Below are 17,541 nucleotides of genomic sequence, written 5' to 3' on the forward strand. Positions count from 1 at the left end.
ACACGCTGACACTGCGCGGCAGCGCAAAGGGAGACGGCTATACCATCGGCTTCGGCGACTGCATCGGAACCGTCCAACCACCGATCGAAAACCCGTTCAAACGGTGATGGAAATGGGCCAAGGCGTATCGTATGTCGGATACATCGCAATGAGCCTCGACGGGTTCATCGCAAATGAGAACGGCAGCGTCGACTGGCTCAACCCTTTCAACGAGAAGCTGGCCGCCGACGGGGACGACGGCGGCTATGGTGACTTCATCAGCGGAATTGACGCGCTGATCATGGGCCGGTCAACCTATGAGCAAGTGCTTGGCTGGGGCTGGCCCTACGAAGACCGCGCTGGATACGTGCTGACGCGGCAAATGGGTTATCAGGGAAAGCACGTTGCTGCTGCAGGGAATATCGATGCGCTGCGAAATGCCATTGAACAGGCCGGGCATCAGCGCGTCTGGGTTATGGGCGGCGGTGAAACGCAACGTGCGGCTCTGGAAGCCGGGATGTTCGATAAAGTGCGTGTTTTCATTATGCCTATCCTTTTGGGTCGGGGTCTTCCCTGCTTTGCGCCCGGAGATCAGCGATATCTGGATCTGAACGAAGTCTCGCAACACCCAGGCGGCATTTTACAAATCGACTACAGCATCAAGCATTGAACTGAATGGCCAATACCTGTGCGTCCCAGTGGCGGGGACATGTAGGAAAAGACAGTCTTTTTTTTCGAAATCGGCAGCGGGCAGTTCGTCGATTGGTGTAATCAAAAACACGCGCGACTTCGTAGACAGCACCTATCGGCTGGTGCGATCCCGAGATGTGGGAGGCCCTGCACGGCTGAAGAAGTCGTGTAAACTTGATCCAGATCGTTTTGCGCCGCGGAAATAGGTGGAATCATGACCTGAAGCCCTCGGCATGACCATGCCGAAGGACAGGATCGTGTGCGCCGTCGGCGCCAGAGTATCGGGGGAGAACCCATGAACAAGATCTTCGAAGTTCCACTCTATGCCTATGAACGCAGCCCGGATCAGGATGCGGCAAGCTCGGTGCGGCACAAAGTGATCGTGATCGGTGCGGGGCCAATTGGCCTGGCCGCGGCAATCGATCTGGCCCAGCAAGGGGTCGAGGTCGTTGTGCTGGACGACAATGACAAGGTCAGTTTCGGCAGCCGCGCGATCTGCTTCTCGCAACGCACGCTTGACATCGCAGACCGTCTGGGCGCGGGCCAGCCGATGGTCGAAAAAGGCGTATTCTGGGATGCCGGAAAGGTCTATTTCGACGACCGGCAGGTCTATGAATTCAACCTGCAACCGGACACGGGCTACGCCAACCCGGCTTTCATAAACCTGCAGCAGTATTACTTCGAAAAAGCCCTCGTCGATCGTATTCGGGAATTGCAGGCCGAGGGCGCGCCTGTTGAAATCCGCGGACGCAACAAGGTCGAAGCCATTGGCACCCACGACGACCACGTCAAGCTTGAAGTCCAAACGCCAGAAGGCCCTTACAACATTGAAGCTGATTGGCTGATCGCCTGCGACGGAGCGAATTCGCCGACCCGCCGCATGCTGGGTCTGGATTTCGAAGGCCGCGTGTTCGAAGACAATTTCCTGATCGCCGATGTGGTGATGGAGGCCGATTTCCCAAGCGAGCGCTGGTTCTGGTTCGATCCGCCTTTCAACCGGGGACAATCCGCATTGCTGCACAAACAGCCTGACAATGTCTGGCGCATCGATCTGCAATTGGGCTGGGACATCGACAAAGAGCAGGAAAAGCGGCCCGAAAATGTCATCCCCCGCCTCAAGGCGATGCTGGGCGAAGACGTCAAGTTCGATCTGGAATGGGTGTCGATCTACACCTTCCAATGCCGCCGGATGGAACGGTTCCGTTACGGGCGTGTGCTGTTCGCCGGTGACAGCGCCCATCAGGTCAGCCCGTTCGGGGCCCGTGGCGCCAATTCCGGACTGCAGGACACGGACAACCTCTGTTGGAAGCTGAAACTTGTAATCGACGGACAAGCGCCCGAGCTTTTGCTGGATAGCTACAGCCGCGAGAGGGTGGAGGCCGCAGATGAGAACATCCGCATGTCCACACGCTCGACCGAGTTCATCACGCCGAAATCCGATATGTCCCGTCTGTTGCGCGACGCGGTTCTGGACCTCAGCGAACATTACGAATTTGCGCGACCGCTGGTAAATTCAGGCCGGCTAAGCACCCCTTGCGCCTATAGCGCATCGTCGCTCAGCTCGGCGGATGCGTTGAACGGGCCGGACATCACGCGCCCCGGCTCGGCCTGCCCGGACGCGCCGTTGGGCGATGAGTTCCTGTTGCCGAAACTGGCGGGTAAATTCACGCTGCTGACAATTGATGCGGATGCTCCGGACAGCATCGAAGAAGGCGGGATCAAGGCCACGCGTCTGGCGCTCTCGGTCAAAGACGATCCGACGCTGGAACTGAAACGCCGATATCTGGGTGATGCTACCAGCGCGGTTTATCTGATCCGTCCGGATCAACACGTTGCCGCGCGGCGTGACACGTTCGAGGAAAACGCATTCCGGCAGGCAATCCGCCGGGCAACCGGTAAGGAGTAAGCGACATGACCGATCTGATCCTCACCCCCAATCTGGACAATGCCGATGGGTTCTATGCCGATCTGGTAGCAGCCCATGAGGGGCTGGACAGGCCTGACAGCGACGCCCTGAATGCGCGTCTGGTGCTGATCCTGGCCAATCACATCGGCAACGAGGACGTCTTGTCACAAGCTCTGAAAGCCGCCACGCTGAAAGACAGCTGATGGATTAAGGAGAACGGCCTGGGTGGCGTGGTGCTGTATGATTTCTGGCGGTCATCGGCCAGTTACCGGGTCCGAATTGCGCGAAACATCCTGCCATTATCGCAGCACACCCAGATGCCAATGCACCGCCTTGAACAACGCACAGCGTCTGTGTTTGGGCGCAAGTGGTAATGCCTGTCGTACCAGCCTAAATTCGTCGAAACGAAGGCAGGAGGTCTTTATGCCTGAAATCACCGGCTATCACGCCCACATCTATTTCGACGCCGAAACTCAGGACATCGCCCAGCAGGTCTGCGAAGAGGCGGCGCGCCAGTTTCCCGTGCAAATGGGCCGGATGCACGCCCGCAATGTTGGCCCGCATCCCCGGTGGAGTTGCCAACTGGGCTTTGGCCCAGACGCATTCGATCAGGTGATTCCGTGGTTGATGCTGAACCGGCAGGGCCTGACAATCTTCACCCACCCGGAAACCGGCGACCATCTTGCGGATCACCGGGATCGGGCCATCTGGATGGGTGAAATGCTGGAACTTGATCTGTCGATCTTTGACAAGTTGGGCGCTTAAGTCAGCGCCCGCGCCTGATCCCGCAGTTTGAATTTTTGAATCTTACCGGTCGAGGTCTTAGGCAAAGGTCCGAACACAACCGTTTTTGGGGCCTTGAAATGGGCCATGTTATCCCGGCAGAACGCGATGATCTCAGCATCGGTCGCCTGCGCATTTGGCTTTAACTCGATGAACGCACAGGGCGTTTCGCCCCATTTCTCATCCGGACGCGCGACTACGGCGGCTTCCATCACGGCAGGATGCTTATAAAGAATATCCTCGACCTCGACCGATGAGATATTCTCGCCGCCCGAAATGATGATGTCCTTTGAGCGATCCTTAAGCGCGACATAGCCGTCCGGGTGCATCACACCCAGGTCGCCCGACGCAAACCAGCCGCCCCTGAATGCCTTGTCCGTGGCATCGGCATTCTTCAGGTAGCCTTTCATGACGACGTTGCCCTGCATGAAAATCTCACCCATCGTCTCGCCATCCGCGGGCACAGGTTCGAGCGTGTCCGAATCGGCAACCATCAGCCCTGACAAAGCCGTGTAACGAACGCCCTGACGGACCTTTAGCGCAGCGCGTTCTTCGGCCGCTTTGTCGTTCCACTCGTCTTTCCAGGCGCAGACGACCGAGGGACCATACGTCTCGGTCAGACCGTAAACATGCGTGACCTCTACGCCCATGTTCTCCATGCTTTCGATAACGGCTGCGGGCGGCGGCGCGCCCGCAGTCATCACTTTGATCTCATGATCGAAATCCTTGAGGTGATCGGGCGCATTTGCCAACATGTTCAGCACGATCGGCGCACCGCAGAAATGGGTCACTTTCTCGTCCCGGAACGCCGCATAGATCGGCTCGTCCCGAACGGCTCGCAGACAGACCGAAACGCCGGCGTTCGCGGCCATCGCCCACGGGAAACACCAACCATTGCAATGGAACATCGGCAGCGTCCATAGGTAGACCGAGTGCTTCGGCATGTTCCAGTCCAGCAGGTCCGACTGCGCATTCAACGTGGCCCCCCTGTGGTGGTACACGACTCCCTTCGGGTTGCCTGTGGTGCCGGACGTGTAGTTCAGCGTGATTGCGTCCCACTCATCCCTGGGAAGGGACCAGTTGAACTCAGGGTCGCCTTCGGCCAGCAACGCGTCATAGGTCAGGTTGCCGAGCCTCTCGCCTCCGTCAAAGCTTGGGTCCTCAATATCGATAACCAACAGGTCGTGATCGACTTGTTCCAGCGCCTCTTTCACCACCCCTGAAAACTCGGGATCGACGAACAGAATCTTTGATTCTGCGTGATTCAGGATGAAGGCAATGATTGGCGCATCCAGCCGTGTGTTGATGGTGTTCAGGACCGCGCCCGCCATTGGTACGCCAAAATGCGCCTCATACATCTCGGGGATGTTGGCGGCGATCATCGAAACCGTGTCACCCGCCCCGATACCACGTGCAGACAATGCGCCCGCCATACGACGACAGCGAGCATAGGTTTCAGCCCATGTGAAACGGCGTCCGCCATAAACCACCGAAGGGTAATCCGGGTAGATCAGCGCGGTCCGCTCGATAAAACTCAGCGGCGACAGCGGCGTGTAATTTGCCCGGCATTTGTCCAAATGACGCTCATAGATGTTGGCTTGTGTCATTTGCTGATCCTCCCTCTTCAATTCCGGCGAATTGAGCACAAAGTCGTTCATCTGACAAACCCGTAAAAATACGTCACGGCCATGGACTGGAATTACGGGATGGTGCAATCTGGCCCTATCTCCGACAGTGCTTTCGCGGTGATCTGAGCCATCGAAAACAAAAGGCCGGGACCGCCGATTTATGGCAACCCGCGCACCAGCCATTCTGAAAGGACATGTCATGGACGGCACGTTCAACGAAAACGATCTTTCCCACGTAGTCGAAGCAGACCGCGCCCATATCTGGCACCACCTGCTGCAGCATAAGCCATTGGAAACCAATGATCCGAAGATCATTGTTGAAGGCAAAGGCATGCGTGTCTGGGACCAGAACGGCAAAGAGCACCTGGATGCCGTGTCCGGTGGTGTCTGGACCGTAAACGTCGGCTATGGCCGCGAATCGATCTGTAAGGCGGTTCACGACCAGCTGATGAAGCTGTGCTATTTCGCCAATACCGCGGGTTCGATCCCTGGTTCGATCTTTGCTGAAAAGCTGATCGACAAGATGCCGGGCATGAGCCGGGTGTACTACACCAACTCCGGTTCTGAAGCCAACGAGAAGGCCTTCAAGATGGTTCGCCAGATCGCGCACAAGCGCTATGGCGGCAAGAAAACCAAGATCCTGTATCGTGACCGCGACTATCACGGCTCGACCCTGGCAACCATGTCGGCAGGCGGTCAGGACGAGCGTACGGCGCAGTATGGCCCCTTCGCACCCGACTTCGTCCGCGTTCCGCACTGCATGGAATACCGCAAGCACGAGCTGGGTATGGAAGACCTGTCCGGCGAGGCATTCGGCAAAGCAGCCGCTGACGCCATCGAAGAGGTGATCCTGCGCGAAGGTCCGGAAACCGTTGGTGCGCTGTGCCTTGAGCCGGTAACCGCAGGCGGCGGCGTGATTGAAGCGCCAGCAGGCTACTGGGAGCGGGTACAAGAGATCTGCAAAAAGTACGACATCCTGCTGCACATCGATGAAGTTGTTTGCGGCGTGGGTCGTACCGGCACGTGGTTCGGCTATCAGCAGTACGGCATCAAGCCCGACTTCGTGACCATGGCCAAAGGCGTTGCCTCGGGCTATGCCGCAATCGCCGTTATGGTCACCACCGAAGAAGTCTTTGACATGTTCAAAGACGACATGTCGGATCCGCTGAGCTATTTCCGCGACATCTCGACCTTTGGTGGCTGCACCGCCGGTCCGGCTGCCGCGATCGAGAACATGCGTATCATCGAAGACGAAAATCTGCTGCAGAACTGCACCGACATGGGCAATCGCATGATGGGCAACCTGCAGGCGCTGATGGAAAAGCACAAAGTCATCGGCGACGTGCGCGGCAAGGGTCTGTTCCTGGGCGCAGAACTGGTCGCTGACCGTGCCACCAAAGAGCCGATGGACGAGAAAAAGGTTCAGGCGGTTGTGGCTGACTGTATGGCGCAGGGCGTCATCATCGGAGCCACCAACCGCTCGATCCCAAGCCGCAATAACACGCTGTGCTTCTCGCCTGCGCTGATCGCCACTGCGGACGATATCGACCAGATCACCGACGCGGTCGATGGCGCACTGGGTCGCGTATTCGGCTGAACCTAACTGAATACATCTGCCACCACTCACGCACTTCCGGCAGATGAACTTGAACCGGCGCGCCCACCGCGCCGGTTTTTTTGTGTTTTCTGACACGGGTTTGCCAATTCCCACACCTCGAGTACCCTATACCGACCACACCCCATGCAGGAGACGTGTCCAATGGTACTCAATCTAATCCGGAGCCTTGCCACCCTTGCCCTTATCGCGGTCGCCGCCCCAGCCAGCGCCGATGATGGCAGTGGCTTCCCCCAGATCGTCGGCACTTGGCACGGCACTTACCTGGTGGCCTTCGCCAAATCGAACCCGAACCACGAGAAAGGTCTGTTGAAGACAGAAATGGAGCTGGAGATCACCAAACTGGACGGCAACCTGATCACCGCCACCAACCGCTGGCGGCGGATTGGCGACACGGAATGGATTGTGGAAGAAGCCATGGGTACGTTCAGCCTGGACGAACCGACCCGCTTTGTGTTGGCCGAAGCTGGGATTTCAGGCGAGGACGTTTCGGCCGGGATTTTCAACGGCGTTTATCTGGATGACGTGATCATGGTCACCTATGCCGGACCGGGAACCGGCGTGTCCTTCGCTGCGCAGTTGGTGAAGAAAGGCGCGGATCAGTAATCCGTCTTGACGAAACACATCAGTTTGAACAGATCACGGCAGCGCGTCAGACGCTTGATAGAATACAGTTTAACCCTGGATTTAGCCCGCAGCAGCGACGGCTGACTATTGAGTGATTGGCGTTTCCACCGCTTCACCGGCGCCCCGAATTGCCTCCAACGCCTGTTGATAGGCTGGTTGATCTCTGATCACATCCATATAGGTCTCGCCCAAAACCTGGCCGGAAACAACGTCCATAGGATAGTGCACGCCTCCGATAACACGTCCGTAACCGATTTCGCGTCCTAGCTTCTCAAGCGTCTCTGAATGCTCGGGGAAGACATCCGAGAGGACCGACGTATAGACAATGGCGCGGATTGTATGCCCGCTGGGATATGACGTGACCGGGAATGCCGTAGCGACAGGTTCAACAGCGTCGTTGATCACGAAAGGCCGCGGTATGTCATATGTCGCCTTAACCAAGTTGTAGTCGTCACGAACTTCATTGATAATTTGATCCAGCGTCTCACTCAAAAGCTGTGTGTCGACGTCCAAAAGTCCCGTTGCAACGATGGATGCAAAGCGCTCCAGATCTACCGATTGTTGGACAAAGTCAATTTGTTCGGCCGTCCGGCTTTCCTGCAGCCACATGACGGTGAACATTTCCTTTTCGAACGCCGGCGAGCCGGGTTCGGCAGGCGGGCCAATCAGCCCCACGGTATCGACGCTGTTCGCAGGGTAGAACTCGCCTGATATGGCGGGGCCGGACAGGGCAACGAACGCAACTACTGCAATAGTACTCTTGAACATCGTTACTTCCCCCTCAGGCTAAACAACGCGTACATCTGAAAAAGTATCAGGCTTCGGCGATCAGGGTTCCCCAGACCGAGGTTTCACTGCCCGTTTCACAGATGATTGTCTCCATACCTGTCACTTCATCAGTTCCGAAAGTACAGGCTGCAGACGCAGGGTTGCTTAGAAAAGCTAAATTTAGGGCCACAAGGCCCAAAGCAGCGGTGCGTATCATCACATCAACTCCAGATAGGTGACCTTCACGTGTTGATGGATTCTGGCTTCAAAAACTGTGCTTCGATTAAGTTTGCTTAACGTACTGATCGTCAGCCCGACTTAGCGTGTAACCAAGAACCCAACCTGCAGGGCCGGATGTCGGGAACAAGCAGGCGAAAGTACAAAAGCCCACGACAGATACACACAACAAAAAAGCCGCCCCAAGCGGGACGGCCCTTCTTTCACTGTCTCTTTTCAGAGGATCAGGCAGTCAGAGCAGCCTGAGCTTTGGCGACGATCGCGCCGAACGCTTCCGGTTCGTGCACGGCCAGATCGGCCAGAACTTTGCGGTCCACTTCGATACCGGCCAGGTTCAGGCCGTTGATGAAGCGGGAATATGTCAGTGCTTCGTCATGCGAACGGACAGCAGCGTTGATACGCTGGATCCACAGCGCGCGGAAGTTGCGCTTGCGGTTCTTACGGTCGCGGGTTGCGTACTGATTGGCCTTGTCGACGGCCTGACGGGCAACCTTGAAGGTGCTCTTGCGGCGGCCATAGTAACCTTTGGCGGCCTTGATGACCTTCTTGTGACGGGCGTGAGTTACGGTTCCACCTTTAACGCGGGACATCTCTTAATCTCCTCTTAGCGGTCGTAGGGCATGTAGCCCTTGACGATCTTGGCGTCGGGGGCGGACAGGGTGGTGTTGCCACGGGCATCGCGGATGAACTTCTTGGTCCGCTTGATCATGCCGTGCCGTTTGCCGGCTTGGCCAGCAAGGACCTTACCGGTCGCAGTCACCTTAAAGCGCTTCTTGGCGCTCGACTTGGTCTTCATCTTAGGCATTTCCGTCTCCTTTCAGGGTTCGGTACTAAACGCGACTCGGCATGCCATCTCGGCCGGTCACGCGATCAGAAGCGCCGTTTACGCAAGTTCAGTCATACTGGCAAGGGGGTTTGGACCAGAATCTGCGCTTTTCGCAGCTTGGTCTGGCACCGGGGCGACATCGCCGCCCCGGTGGATTGGTTTAATGTTCGAATTTGCGGATTTCACCGCTCTTCAGCCGCGATGCGTAAGATGCCAGTTCTTCGCGTACCACTTTCATCAGGAAGTAGAGCGCAAAGACATTCACGACAGCCATCGCAAAGATCGCCGCATCCGAGAAGTCGATGACCGGGCCGAGGTTGGCGGCCGCGCCGATGACAACGAAAATGCAGAAGATCACCTTGAACACCAGCTCCTTGGTGTGACCTTCGCCGAACAGGTAGGTCCAGGCCTTGAGGCCATAGTAGGACCAGCTGATCATGGTCGAGAAGGCAAACAAGACCACCGCAATCGCCAGCACATATGGGAACCAGCTAAAGGCGCTGGCAAAGGCCGCCGAGGTCAGGCTGACGCCCGAGTTACCGTCGACAGTTGCAATCGCGCTGCCATCTTCGGTCAGCATGTAGAGACCGGTTTCCGGATCGATGATCAACTGCTGGGTGATGATGATCACCAGTGCGGTCATGGTACAGATCACGACCGTATCGATGAACGGTTCCAGCAGGGACACAAAGCCTTCTGTGATCGGCTCACTGGTCCGCACGGCCGAGTGCGCGATCGCCGCAGAACCCACGCCCGCTTCGTTCGAGAATGCCGCACGACGGAAGCCTTGGATCAGCGCGCCGACCATACCGCCAGCCACGCCAAGCCCCGTGAAGGCGCCCTCGAAAATCTGACCAAAGGCCCAGCCGATCTGGTCTGCGTGCATGATGATAATCACCAAAGCGGCCAGCACGTACATGACGCCCATGAACGGAACGACCTTTTCGGTCACGCGTGCGATGGACTTCAGGCCACCGACGATCACTGCAAACACGATACCGGCGAAGACAAGGCCTGTGATCCAGCCGGGATAGTCGCCGGTGATACCCGCGATCTGCTGGTGCGCCTGATTGGCCTGGAACATGTTGCCGCCGCCCAGCGCGCCAAGGATACAGAAGATCGAGAACAGAACCGCCAGAATCTTACCGCCCGGCAGGCCCAGTTCTTTAAACCCTTTGGACATATAATACATCGGGCCACCCGAAACGGTGCCATCCTCGTATTCATTTCGATATTTCACACCCAGCGTACATTCGGTGAATTTCGACGCCATGCCCAACAGGCCGGCGACGATCATCCAGAAGGTCGCGCCTGGCCCGCCGATACCGACGGCCACCGCCACGCCGGCGATGTTGCCCAGGCCGACCGTACCCGACAGCGCCGTGGCCAGAGCCTGAAAGTGGCTGACCTCTCCCGCGTCGTTGGGATCAGAATAATCACCTTTCACAAGGCTGATTGCGTGGCCAAAGAACCTAAGCTGCACAAAGGCAAAATATAACGTGAAAACAGAAGCGGCGATCACCAGCCAACACACGATCCACGGCACGCTGGTGCCGGGAAACGGGGCAAAGATGAAACTGACGAACGGCCCGGTGAAGTCGGCGAATGCCTGATTGATTTTGTCGTCCAGACCGACGGCCTCTTGTGCCATTGCGGGGCTGGTAAACAGGGCGGCCGCCGCAGCCAGACCAAGATGTTTAAGCATGTTCATTCTTGTCCCTCCCCTCAGTTGACGACGGTGACCGGCACGTCGGCGTGCATGACCAGATTCTGGGTCGAGCTGCCAAACAGGCGTTTTTTGAATCCATCCGCCGAGGCGCGCCCGACGATGATCTGCGAACCGCCGTTGTCGACCGTGATCGTGTTTAAGGTTTCAGCGACGTCGCCGTGGCGCACTATGCCCTTTGCCGTAAACCCGTCCGCAGTCAGCCCATCGACGACAGGAGTGACGATGCGGTTGGTCGCCAAGGCGACCTCTTCTTCACGCCGCTTGTGCCGAAGCGCGTTTTCTTCCGGCGTCTGAAATGTGAATGGGGACCATTCGATGACGTAGACCACCAGCAATTCACACGTTCCGATGCGTTTTGCCAGATCCTTGGCGAAGGCAACGGCGCGTTCGCCGGTTTCTGTCCCGTCCAGTCCAATGACAATTTTTGTTGTCATGTCGTTCCTCCAATATTTTTTTGGTTGTCCGGGGCCCGTGCCCCCGGCAGGGCAGCCGGAACCTGGAACTTATTGAGTAGACCGCCCTGTGGTTAAGTATCCCGGAAAAACACGAAAAAATAGAGGGTTATCTTCCAAATTCAACCAAGAATTCGGTTTTACTTTGAAATTATTGTATATTTTCTGCGTAAAAAATAGGCGCGCCATTAAAGGCACAGGCTTGTGGCGCACCTAAATTCTCTCAGATCAGCCGGGATCTGTATTGTAGATCAGACGCTCATCGCAGGGTGCGATGCGCAGAATATTGGTCGTTCCCGGGACGTTGAAAGGCACGCCAGCGGTTACAACGATCTGATCGGCTTCGGATGCGAACCCACCGGCACGGGCCGCACGGGCCGCGTTGACGACAGCCCCTTTGAACCGCTCCAGTTCAGGCGTCATCACGCAATGGCACCCCCAGCTCAGACACAGACGCCGCGCAGTTCCGGTGGCTGGCGTCATCGCGATGATAGGCACGCCGGGACGTTCCCGAGCAGTCAGCAATGCGGTGGTGCCGCTTTGTGTAAAGCAGCAAATCGCTTTGATATCCGTCTTTTCCGCGATCTCACGCGCAGCGGCCACAATGCCATCCGCGACGGAGTGCCCCTTGGCCGTGCGGGAGGCCGCGATGATCTGCGTATAGGTCGGATCGGCCTCGACCTCGATGGCGACCTTGTTCATGGTCTGCACTGCTTCGATGGGATAGGAACCAGCGGCCGATTCAGCACTGAGCATGATCGCATCGGTACCTTCATAGATCGCCGTTGCGACGTCCGAAACCTCAGCCCGGGTGGGCATCGGGCTTTCGATCATGCTCTCCAGCATCTGGGTGGCGACGATGACCGGCTTTGCCGCTGCACGGCATTTCCGGACCAACCGTTTCTGAATCGGCGGCACCGCAGAAACCGGCAGCTCAACACCGAGATCGCCGCGAGCGACCATGATCCCATCCGACGCATCCAGAATGTCGTCAAACGCCTCAACTGCGGCAGGCTTTTCGATCTTGGAAAGGATAGAGGCGCGGCCATCCGCCAACGCGCGGGCTTCGAACACGTCCTTGGCACGCTGCACAAAGCTCAGCGCCAACCAATCCACACCCAGTTGGCAAACAAATTCCAGATCGTCGCGGTCCTTGGCGGACAAGGCCGCCAGCGGCAGCACCACGTCGGGTACGTTCACGCCCTTGCGGTTCGAAATCGTGCCGCCGACCTCAACCGTGCAATTGGCGAAATCCTGGCCACAGTCTTTCACGATCAGGCGGATTTTGCCGTCATTGACCAACAGACGCGCACCCGGCTCCAGTGCGGCGAAGATCTCGGGATGTGGCAGGCACACGCGGCTGACGTCGCCGGGCACAGGGTCGAGATCCAGGCGAAATTCAGCCCCCTCCTCCAGTTCCTCGGCATCATTGGCAAAGACACCAACCCGCAATTTTGGACCCTGCAGGTCAGCCAGAATCGCAATCGGGCTTTCCAAGTCCTTTTCAACCTGCCGGATAATACGGTGCCGTTCACGGATCTCGTCATGGCTGCCGTGGCTCATGTTCAGGCGGAACACATCCGCTCCGGCCTCGTGCAAAGCACGAATGGTGTCATAATCGTTCGACGCCGGTCCCAGCGTCGCCACGATTTTCACATTTCTCAGGCGTCGCATCGGTCTTGCTCTCCTAACGTCTTATCTTGAGTCGGCAACAATGTTACCGCAAACATTGCTCAGGCCGCTTATTGCGCAATTCCCTTTTCAAAGCAACTGCCCTACACCTGCGACAAACTAGATGACAGGCTTATGACGTATTCCCCGTTTTTTATCCACGGCGCCGATCGCCCCTCGCGCTGGCTGATCACATGCGACCACGCAACCAACACGGTTCCGCCCGAAATCAACGGCGGCGACCTGGGACTGCCGCGCGAGGATATGGAGCGCCATATCGCTTATGACGTCGGGGCCTATGAGGTGTCGAAACATCTGGGAGAGATCCTGAACGCCCCGGTGATCGCCGCCAATTTTTCTCGGCTCGTGATCGACCCGAACCGAGGTGAAGATGACCCGACCCTGCTGATGAAGCTTTATGACGGTTCGATCATTCCCGGCAACCGCCACGCCGACGCGGCCGAGCGTGAACGACGTCTGAATATGTGCTACCGCCCCTATCATGAAGCACTGGCACAGATGGCCGCGCTGCCCCATGCGGTGATCGTTTCCATGCACTCGTTCACACGGCAGCTGCGGGGACGAGAACCGCGCCCATGGCACATCGGAATTCTGCACACGCCGGACGAACGCTTCTCGCGCCCCCTGATCAACCGGCTGAAGGCCGAGGGCGATCTGTCCGTCGGCGTCAATGAGCCGTATACCGGTGTTCTGCCGGGTGATGCGATTGACAAGCACTGCACCAGCTTTGGACGGCCTAATGCGTTGATAGAACTGAGAAATGACCTGATTGCAGATAATGCAGGGCAGCGAGAATGGGCAGAGCGTCTGGCACCGATCCTGCAGGACGCACTGGACGAAAGCAGGTTGTGACGTAAGGTCAATGCAGGTCGTTTTCGGCGCTCACGTCATTGTGAGCGCATCTCCTGATCCCCATATATTTCAGGAAAGGAGACGACCATGACTCAGGAATTCCTGACGACCGTCTTCGGCTGGATGACGGTTCTAAACATCGCCCTTCTGCTTTTTACCACGCTGATGATCATAGGCTTTCGGGACTGGATCGCCGGAATACACAGCAGAATGTTCCAAATGGAACGTGCAGAGGTCAAAAGGGCCTACTTTAGGTATCTTGCCAACTACAAGATCCTGACAATCGTGTTCTGCATGATGCCATGGCTGGCACTTAAACTGGCATAGGACCAATGTCCAAAGCCGCGAAGGGCCGCAAGGCCCTTCGTGTTTGTTGTAAGACCGCGTTTGGATCGTTAAGTCAGGCTCAGAACGCCAGAAAACCAGTCGGAGCCAGACCATGGACAAGCAAACCGAAATCGAACTTCAGGCCGCCGCGTTCCGCCGGTTGCAAAAGCACCTGATGGAAGACCGCAAGGATGTGCAGAACATCGACATGATGAATCTGGCCGGGTTCTGCCGCAACTGCCTGTCGCGGTGGTATCAGGAAGCCGCCAATGAAAAAGGCATTGAGATGGGCAAAGACGAGGCCCGCGAGATTTTCTATGGCATGACGATGGATGAGTGGAAGGCCAAATACCAGACCGAGGCGAGTCCCGAAAAACAGGCCGCTTTCAAGGTCGCGTTCGAAGAGAACGTCACTGATAAGGGCTAGTCCTGAAACGAAGAAGGCCCGCCAGATCGGCGGGCCTCTTTCTTTAGATTGCGGCCTTGCGGCTTTCGTCCAGGTAAATCTCGCGCAACCGTTTCGCGATTGGGCCGGGCGTTCCGTCGCCCAAGGTCACGCCGTCGATCTCAACCACCGGCATGACAAAGGCGCTGGCCGAGGTGGTGAAGGCCTCGTCTGCCTCTTTCGCCTCTTCAATGGTGAACAGGCGTTCTTCCACTTCCATTTGGGCCTCTGCCGCCATGCGCAGAACCGCCTTGCGGGTGATACCGTGCAGAATGTCGTTCGACAGCGGGCGGGTGACAATCTTGCCGCCTTTGACGAAGTATGCGTTGTTGCTGGTGCCTTCGGTCACATAACCGTCTTCAACCAGCCACGCGTCGTCACAACCTGCCTTCTTGGCCATCATCTTGCCCATCGACGGGTACAGCAACTGCACGGTCTTAATGTCGCGACGGCCCCAGCGAATATCCTCGATCGAGATGATCTTGGCACCCTTCTTGGCTGCGGGGCTATCGGCCAGGCCCGGCTTGTTCTGAGTGAACAGAACGAGGCTGGGCTTGGTATCCGCCGACGGGAATACAAAGTCCCGATCGCCATCCGAGCCACGGCTGACCTGCAGATAGACCAGACCTTCTTCGATGCCGTTCAGCTCCACCAGTTTGCGGTGAATCTCCAGCAGTTCTTCCTTGGTGCAGGGCTCGGCCATCTCCAGCTCGTCCAGCGACCGCTTCAGGCGCACGGCGTGGCCTTCGAAATCGATCAGCTTGCCGTCCAGAACGCTAGTGACTTCGTAAACGGCGTCTGCGAACAGAAAACCACGGTCAAAGATGGATACCTTGGCCTCGGTCTCGGGCAGGTAGTCGCCGTTTACGTAAACGGTGCGGGTCATGTCTTGTCTCCTCAGCCCCAAAGTGCCGCCACAGGCGGGTGCACTCCGGCGTCATCAAAAATCAGCGGGGTGTCGCGGTCTTCGGCCAGCAACAGCGGGCCGTCAAGGTCTGTAACCATTGCGCCCTGTGCCAACAGTGTCGCAGGGGCCATAGCCAAAGAGCTGCCGACCATACAGCCGACCATGACTTTGTAGCCTTCTGCCAAGGCAGCTTCACGCAATGCCAGCGCCTCGGTCAGGCCGCCGGTTTTATCCAGCTTGATGTTGACCACATCATATTTGCCTTTCAGCTTTGGCAGGCTGGTGCGGTCGTGACAGGACTCGTCCGCACATACAGGCACCGGACGATCCATCCCGATCAGCGCGTCGTCTTCCCCTGCAGGCAGAGGTTGTTCCACCAATGCAACGCCCAGTCGCACCAGGTGCGGAGCCAGATCGGCATAAACCTCGGCCGACCAGCCCTCGTTGGCGTCCACGATGATCTTGGCGTCCGGCGCGCCTGCGCGCACGGCCTCGAGCCGGGGCATGTCATCCGGAGTACCAAGCTTGATCTTCAGCAAGGGACGATGCGCATTCGCGGCCGCCTGCGCCTGCATTTTCTCGGGCGTGTCGAGCGACAGAGTATACGCCGTGATCTCGGGACCCGGCACCGGCAATCCAGCCAGTTCCCAGGCCCGTTTTCCAGCCCGTTTGGCCTCCAGGTCCCACAGCGCACAGTCCACCGCATTCCGCGCAGCACCTGCAGGCAACAGGTCCATCAAGCTGTCTCGGGTGAACTCGGCAGGCAGCGCGTCGATCTCGGCCACGACCGATTCCAGCGTTTCGTCATATCGGGCATAGGGCACACATTCGCCCCACCCCTGATGCATTCCGTCAGACACCCGTACCGTCAGCACTTTTGCTTCGGTCCGAGACCCGCGCGAGATGGTGAACACCTGCGCCAGCCGAAACACGTCACGAGAGACTTCTACCTGCACGCGCCAGCTCCTTCATCTTTTTAAAAATACTCCCGCCGGAGGCGGACAACCCCGCCTCCGGCGCACCGCTTAGATCACATTGCGGCCAGTGCATCCACCAGTTTGCCCGAACCAAAGCGGAATGGGTCTGTGGCAGGCAGTCCCATATCGGCTTCGATCTTCGCCAGATAGGCAGTGGCGTCGGCTTCACTCATGTGCTGCGTGTTGACCGAAACGCCCACAACCTGACAGTCCGGGTTGGCCACCTTGGCCAGTGCCAGCGCCGTATCCCGCAGGGCTTCCAGTGTCGGCAACTGATACGTCGGCAGACCGCGCATATGCTCGCGGGTCGGTTCGTGCGACAGGATCAGGGCATCCGGTTGGCCGCCGTGGATCAGCGCCATGGTCACGCCCGAATAGGACACGTGGAACAACGAGCCCTGCCCTTCGATCAGGTCCCAGTGGTCATCGTCATTGTCAGGTGTCAGCCATTCGACCGAGCCTGCCATGAAGTCCGCGATGACAGCGTCCAGCGGCACGCCGTCACCAGTTATCAGGATGCCGGTCTGTCCGGTGGCGCGGAAAGTCGACTTCATGCCGCGCTTGCGCATCTCGGCATCCATCGCCATGGCCGTGTACATCTTGCCAACCGAGCAGTCGGTGCCCACGGCCAGACAACGCTTTCCCTTGCGCTTGATGCCATTTGCGATCGGATATTCGACTTCGGGAACGCGAACATCGTGCAGCTTTCGGCCGGTAGCTTCGGCGACGGCAACCAGATCGGGCTCGTCGCGCAGCAGGTTGTGCAGGCCCGAGGCCAAGTCAAAACCTTCCTCCAGCGCCATCACCAGAACCTTTTTCCACTCTTGGCTGATGACGCCGCCACGGTTGGCCACGCCGATGACCAGAGTCTTTGCGCCAGCTTCTTTCGCTTCGGTCAGGCTCATGTCGGTCAGGCCCAGATCAGCCTTGCAAGCGTCCATACGGTACTGGCCCACGGCATTTTCAGGACGCCAGTCCTTGATGCCAACTGCCACTTTGGCCGCCAATTGGTCGGGCGCATCGCCCAAAAACAGCAGGTACGGTGTCTCGATCATTGCGGTTCACTCCTTTGATTCCGACGCAGCCTAGGGGACGAATTCC

The 17,541-nt window shown here is 57.8% G+C and carries 20 protein-coding genes; 9 read left to right on the forward strand and 11 right to left on the reverse strand.

The genetic code is table 11. The features are described 5' to 3' along the window. Positions 1 to 112: 112 nt before the first annotated feature. From ACR0J0_RS20330 to ACR0J0_RS20345, 4 genes are all read left to right on the forward strand, one after another. Positions 113 to 649 (forward strand): dihydrofolate reductase family protein, encoded by a 537-nt coding sequence (locus ACR0J0_RS20330; RefSeq protein WP_480665816.1) that lies wholly within the window; start codon positions 113 to 115, stop codon positions 647 to 649. 315 nt (positions 650 to 964) lie between these two features. Continuing rightward, positions 965 to 2,575: an FAD-dependent oxidoreductase gene (locus tag ACR0J0_RS20335; protein ID WP_480665818.1), complete on the forward strand. Its 1,611-nt coding sequence runs from the start codon at positions 965 to 967 to the stop codon at positions 2,573 to 2,575. 5 nt (positions 2,576 to 2,580) lie between these two features. Then, on the forward strand, positions 2,581 to 2,778 hold the full coding sequence (locus ACR0J0_RS20340; protein ID WP_480665819.1) for a DUF2783 domain-containing protein: 198 nt from the start codon (positions 2,581 to 2,583) through the stop codon (positions 2,776 to 2,778). 220 nt (positions 2,779 to 2,998) lie between these two features. Then, positions 2,999 to 3,340, forward strand: coding sequence for a DOPA 4,5-dioxygenase family protein (locus tag ACR0J0_RS20345; RefSeq protein WP_480665820.1), 342 nt, complete (start codon positions 2,999 to 3,001; stop codon positions 3,338 to 3,340). Here ACR0J0_RS20345 and ACR0J0_RS20350 read toward each other — a convergent pair. Next, positions 3,337 to 4,965 carry an acyl-CoA synthetase gene (locus tag ACR0J0_RS20350; RefSeq protein ID WP_480665821.1) on the reverse strand — a complete coding sequence of 543 codons (1,629 nt, stop codon included), beginning with the start codon at positions 4,963 to 4,965 and terminating at the stop codon, positions 3,337 to 3,339. The two genes, ACR0J0_RS20345 and ACR0J0_RS20350, sit on opposite strands and share 4 nt — an antisense overlap. Before the next feature lie 220 nt (positions 4,966 to 5,185). Here ACR0J0_RS20350 and ACR0J0_RS20355 point away from each other — a divergent pair, with 220 nt between their 5' ends. Both ACR0J0_RS20355 and ACR0J0_RS20360 read left to right on the forward strand, forming a co-directional pair. Then, positions 5,186 to 6,583 (forward strand): aminotransferase family protein, encoded by a 1,398-nt coding sequence (locus ACR0J0_RS20355; RefSeq protein ID WP_480665879.1) that lies wholly within the window; start codon positions 5,186 to 5,188, stop codon positions 6,581 to 6,583. Positions 6,584 to 6,745: 162 nt separating this feature from the next. Beyond that, a complete protein-coding gene (locus tag ACR0J0_RS20360) occupies positions 6,746 to 7,207 on the forward strand; it encodes a hypothetical protein (RefSeq protein ID WP_480665822.1) in 462 nt (153 codons plus the stop codon). A gap of 105 nt (positions 7,208 to 7,312) precedes the next feature. Here the strand turns inward: ACR0J0_RS20360 and ACR0J0_RS20365 are convergent, their stop codons facing one another. The 7 genes from ACR0J0_RS20365 to pyk all read right to left on the reverse strand — a co-directional run bounded on the left by ACR0J0_RS20365 (position 7,313) and on the right by pyk (position 12,914). Next, complete coding sequence (locus tag ACR0J0_RS20365) at positions 7,313 to 7,996, reverse strand: phosphatase PAP2 family protein (RefSeq protein ID WP_480665823.1); 684 nt, start codon at positions 7,994 to 7,996, stop codon at positions 7,313 to 7,315. Between the two features lie 46 nt (positions 7,997 to 8,042). Further along, a complete protein-coding gene (locus ACR0J0_RS20370; RefSeq protein ID WP_480665824.1) occupies positions 8,043 to 8,213 on the reverse strand; it encodes a hypothetical protein in 171 nt (56 codons plus the stop codon). Positions 8,214 to 8,457: 244 nt separating this feature from the next. Further along, on the reverse strand, positions 8,458 to 8,823 hold the full coding sequence (rplT, locus tag ACR0J0_RS20375) for a 50S ribosomal protein L20 (protein ID WP_152457001.1): 366 nt from the start codon (positions 8,821 to 8,823) through the stop codon (positions 8,458 to 8,460). Between the two features lie 14 nt (positions 8,824 to 8,837). Next, a complete protein-coding gene (gene rpmI, locus ACR0J0_RS20380; RefSeq protein WP_010443552.1) occupies positions 8,838 to 9,038 on the reverse strand; it encodes a 50S ribosomal protein L35 in 201 nt (66 codons plus the stop codon). 181 nt (positions 9,039 to 9,219) lie between these two features. Beyond that, positions 9,220 to 10,770 (reverse strand): alanine/glycine:cation symporter family protein, encoded by a 1,551-nt coding sequence (locus ACR0J0_RS20385; RefSeq protein WP_480665825.1) that lies wholly within the window; start codon positions 10,768 to 10,770, stop codon positions 9,220 to 9,222. Positions 10,771 to 10,784: 14 nt separating this feature from the next. Next, positions 10,785 to 11,222 carry a universal stress protein gene (locus ACR0J0_RS20390; protein WP_480665826.1) on the reverse strand — a complete coding sequence of 146 codons (438 nt, stop codon included), beginning with the start codon at positions 11,220 to 11,222 and terminating at the stop codon, positions 10,785 to 10,787. 246 nt (positions 11,223 to 11,468) lie between these two features. Next, entirely contained in the window at positions 11,469 to 12,914 is a 1,446-nt protein-coding gene (pyk, locus tag ACR0J0_RS20395; RefSeq protein WP_480665827.1) for a pyruvate kinase, read from the reverse strand. Positions 12,915 to 13,046: 132 nt separating this feature from the next. Here pyk and ACR0J0_RS20400 point away from each other — a divergent pair, with 132 nt between their 5' ends. The 3 genes from ACR0J0_RS20400 to ACR0J0_RS20410 all read left to right on the forward strand — a co-directional run bounded on the left by ACR0J0_RS20400 (position 13,047) and on the right by ACR0J0_RS20410 (position 14,538). After that, positions 13,047 to 13,784, forward strand: a complete 738-nt coding sequence (locus ACR0J0_RS20400) for an N-formylglutamate amidohydrolase (RefSeq protein ID WP_480665828.1) — start codon at positions 13,047 to 13,049, stop codon at positions 13,782 to 13,784. Between the two features lie 87 nt (positions 13,785 to 13,871). Further along, positions 13,872 to 14,111, forward strand: coding sequence for a DUF6868 family protein (locus tag ACR0J0_RS20405; RefSeq protein ID WP_480665829.1), 240 nt, complete (start codon positions 13,872 to 13,874; stop codon positions 14,109 to 14,111). Positions 14,112 to 14,223: 112 nt separating this feature from the next. Beyond that, positions 14,224 to 14,538, forward strand: a complete 315-nt coding sequence (locus ACR0J0_RS20410; protein WP_480665830.1) for a DUF1244 domain-containing protein — start codon at positions 14,224 to 14,226, stop codon at positions 14,536 to 14,538. 43 nt (positions 14,539 to 14,581) lie between these two features. Here the strand turns inward: ACR0J0_RS20410 and ACR0J0_RS20415 are convergent, their stop codons facing one another. From ACR0J0_RS20415 to dgcN, 3 genes are all read right to left on the reverse strand, one after another. Beyond that, positions 14,582 to 15,442 carry a D-amino-acid transaminase gene (locus ACR0J0_RS20415; RefSeq protein ID WP_480665831.1) on the reverse strand — a complete coding sequence of 287 codons (861 nt, stop codon included), beginning with the start codon at positions 15,440 to 15,442 and terminating at the stop codon, positions 14,582 to 14,584. Positions 15,443 to 15,453: 11 nt separating this feature from the next. Next, the gene (gene dgcA, locus ACR0J0_RS20420; RefSeq protein WP_480665832.1) at positions 15,454 to 16,419 is read right to left on the reverse strand and encodes an N-acetyl-D-Glu racemase DgcA; all 966 of its coding nucleotides are present in this window, start codon (positions 16,417 to 16,419) and stop codon (positions 15,454 to 15,456) included. A 74-nt stretch (positions 16,420 to 16,493) separates the two neighbouring features. After that, complete coding sequence (gene dgcN / locus ACR0J0_RS20425; protein ID WP_480665833.1) at positions 16,494 to 17,495, reverse strand: N-acetyltransferase DgcN; 1,002 nt, start codon at positions 17,493 to 17,495, stop codon at positions 16,494 to 16,496. Positions 17,496 to 17,541 lie beyond the last annotated feature (46 nt).

The sequence above is a fragment of the Ruegeria sp. BF12 genome (assembly GCF_056538705.1).

What these genes read in the sequence shown, in the direction of transcription:
- ACR0J0_RS20410 (WP_480665830.1), top strand. Translation starts at nt 14,224, where the DNA reads ATGGACAAGCAAACCGAAATCGAACTTCAGGCCGCCGCGTTCCGCCGG.
- ACR0J0_RS20370 (WP_480665824.1), bottom strand. Translation starts at nt 8,213, where the DNA reads ATGATACGCACCGCTGCTTTGGGCCTTGTGGCCCTAAATTTAGCTTTT.
- ACR0J0_RS20390 (WP_480665826.1), bottom strand. Translation starts at nt 11,222, where the DNA reads ATGACAACAAAAATTGTCATTGGACTGGACGGGACAGAAACCGGCGAA.
- ACR0J0_RS20335 (WP_480665818.1), top strand. Translation starts at nt 965, where the DNA reads ATGAACAAGATCTTCGAAGTTCCACTCTATGCCTATGAACGCAGCCCG.
- pyk (WP_480665827.1), bottom strand. Translation starts at nt 12,914, where the DNA reads ATGCGACGCCTGAGAAATGTGAAAATCGTGGCGACGCTGGGACCGGCG.
- ACR0J0_RS20355 (WP_480665879.1), top strand. Translation starts at nt 5,186, where the DNA reads ATGGACGGCACGTTCAACGAAAACGATCTTTCCCACGTAGTCGAAGCA.
- rplT (WP_152457001.1), bottom strand. Translation starts at nt 8,823, where the DNA reads ATGTCCCGCGTTAAAGGTGGAACCGTAACTCACGCCCGTCACAAGAAG.
- ACR0J0_RS20345 (WP_480665820.1), top strand. Translation starts at nt 2,999, where the DNA reads ATGCCTGAAATCACCGGCTATCACGCCCACATCTATTTCGACGCCGAA.
- ACR0J0_RS20415 (WP_480665831.1), bottom strand. Translation starts at nt 15,442, where the DNA reads ATGACCCGCACCGTTTACGTAAACGGCGACTACCTGCCCGAGACCGAG.
- ACR0J0_RS20360 (WP_480665822.1), top strand. Translation starts at nt 6,746, where the DNA reads ATGGTACTCAATCTAATCCGGAGCCTTGCCACCCTTGCCCTTATCGCG.
- ACR0J0_RS20350 (WP_480665821.1), bottom strand. Translation starts at nt 4,965, where the DNA reads ATGACACAAGCCAACATCTATGAGCGTCATTTGGACAAATGCCGGGCA.
- ACR0J0_RS20330 (WP_480665816.1), top strand. Translation starts at nt 113, where the DNA reads ATGGGCCAAGGCGTATCGTATGTCGGATACATCGCAATGAGCCTCGAC.
- rpmI (WP_010443552.1), bottom strand. Translation starts at nt 9,038, where the DNA reads ATGCCTAAGATGAAGACCAAGTCGAGCGCCAAGAAGCGCTTTAAGGTG.
- ACR0J0_RS20340 (WP_480665819.1), top strand. Translation starts at nt 2,581, where the DNA reads ATGACCGATCTGATCCTCACCCCCAATCTGGACAATGCCGATGGGTTC.
- ACR0J0_RS20405 (WP_480665829.1), top strand. Translation starts at nt 13,872, where the DNA reads ATGACTCAGGAATTCCTGACGACCGTCTTCGGCTGGATGACGGTTCTA.
- ACR0J0_RS20365 (WP_480665823.1), bottom strand. Translation starts at nt 7,996, where the DNA reads ATGTTCAAGAGTACTATTGCAGTAGTTGCGTTCGTTGCCCTGTCCGGC.
- dgcN (WP_480665833.1), bottom strand. Translation starts at nt 17,495, where the DNA reads ATGATCGAGACACCGTACCTGCTGTTTTTGGGCGATGCGCCCGACCAA.
- ACR0J0_RS20400 (WP_480665828.1), top strand. Translation starts at nt 13,047, where the DNA reads ATGACGTATTCCCCGTTTTTTATCCACGGCGCCGATCGCCCCTCGCGC.
- ACR0J0_RS20385 (WP_480665825.1), bottom strand. Translation starts at nt 10,770, where the DNA reads ATGAACATGCTTAAACATCTTGGTCTGGCTGCGGCGGCCGCCCTGTTT.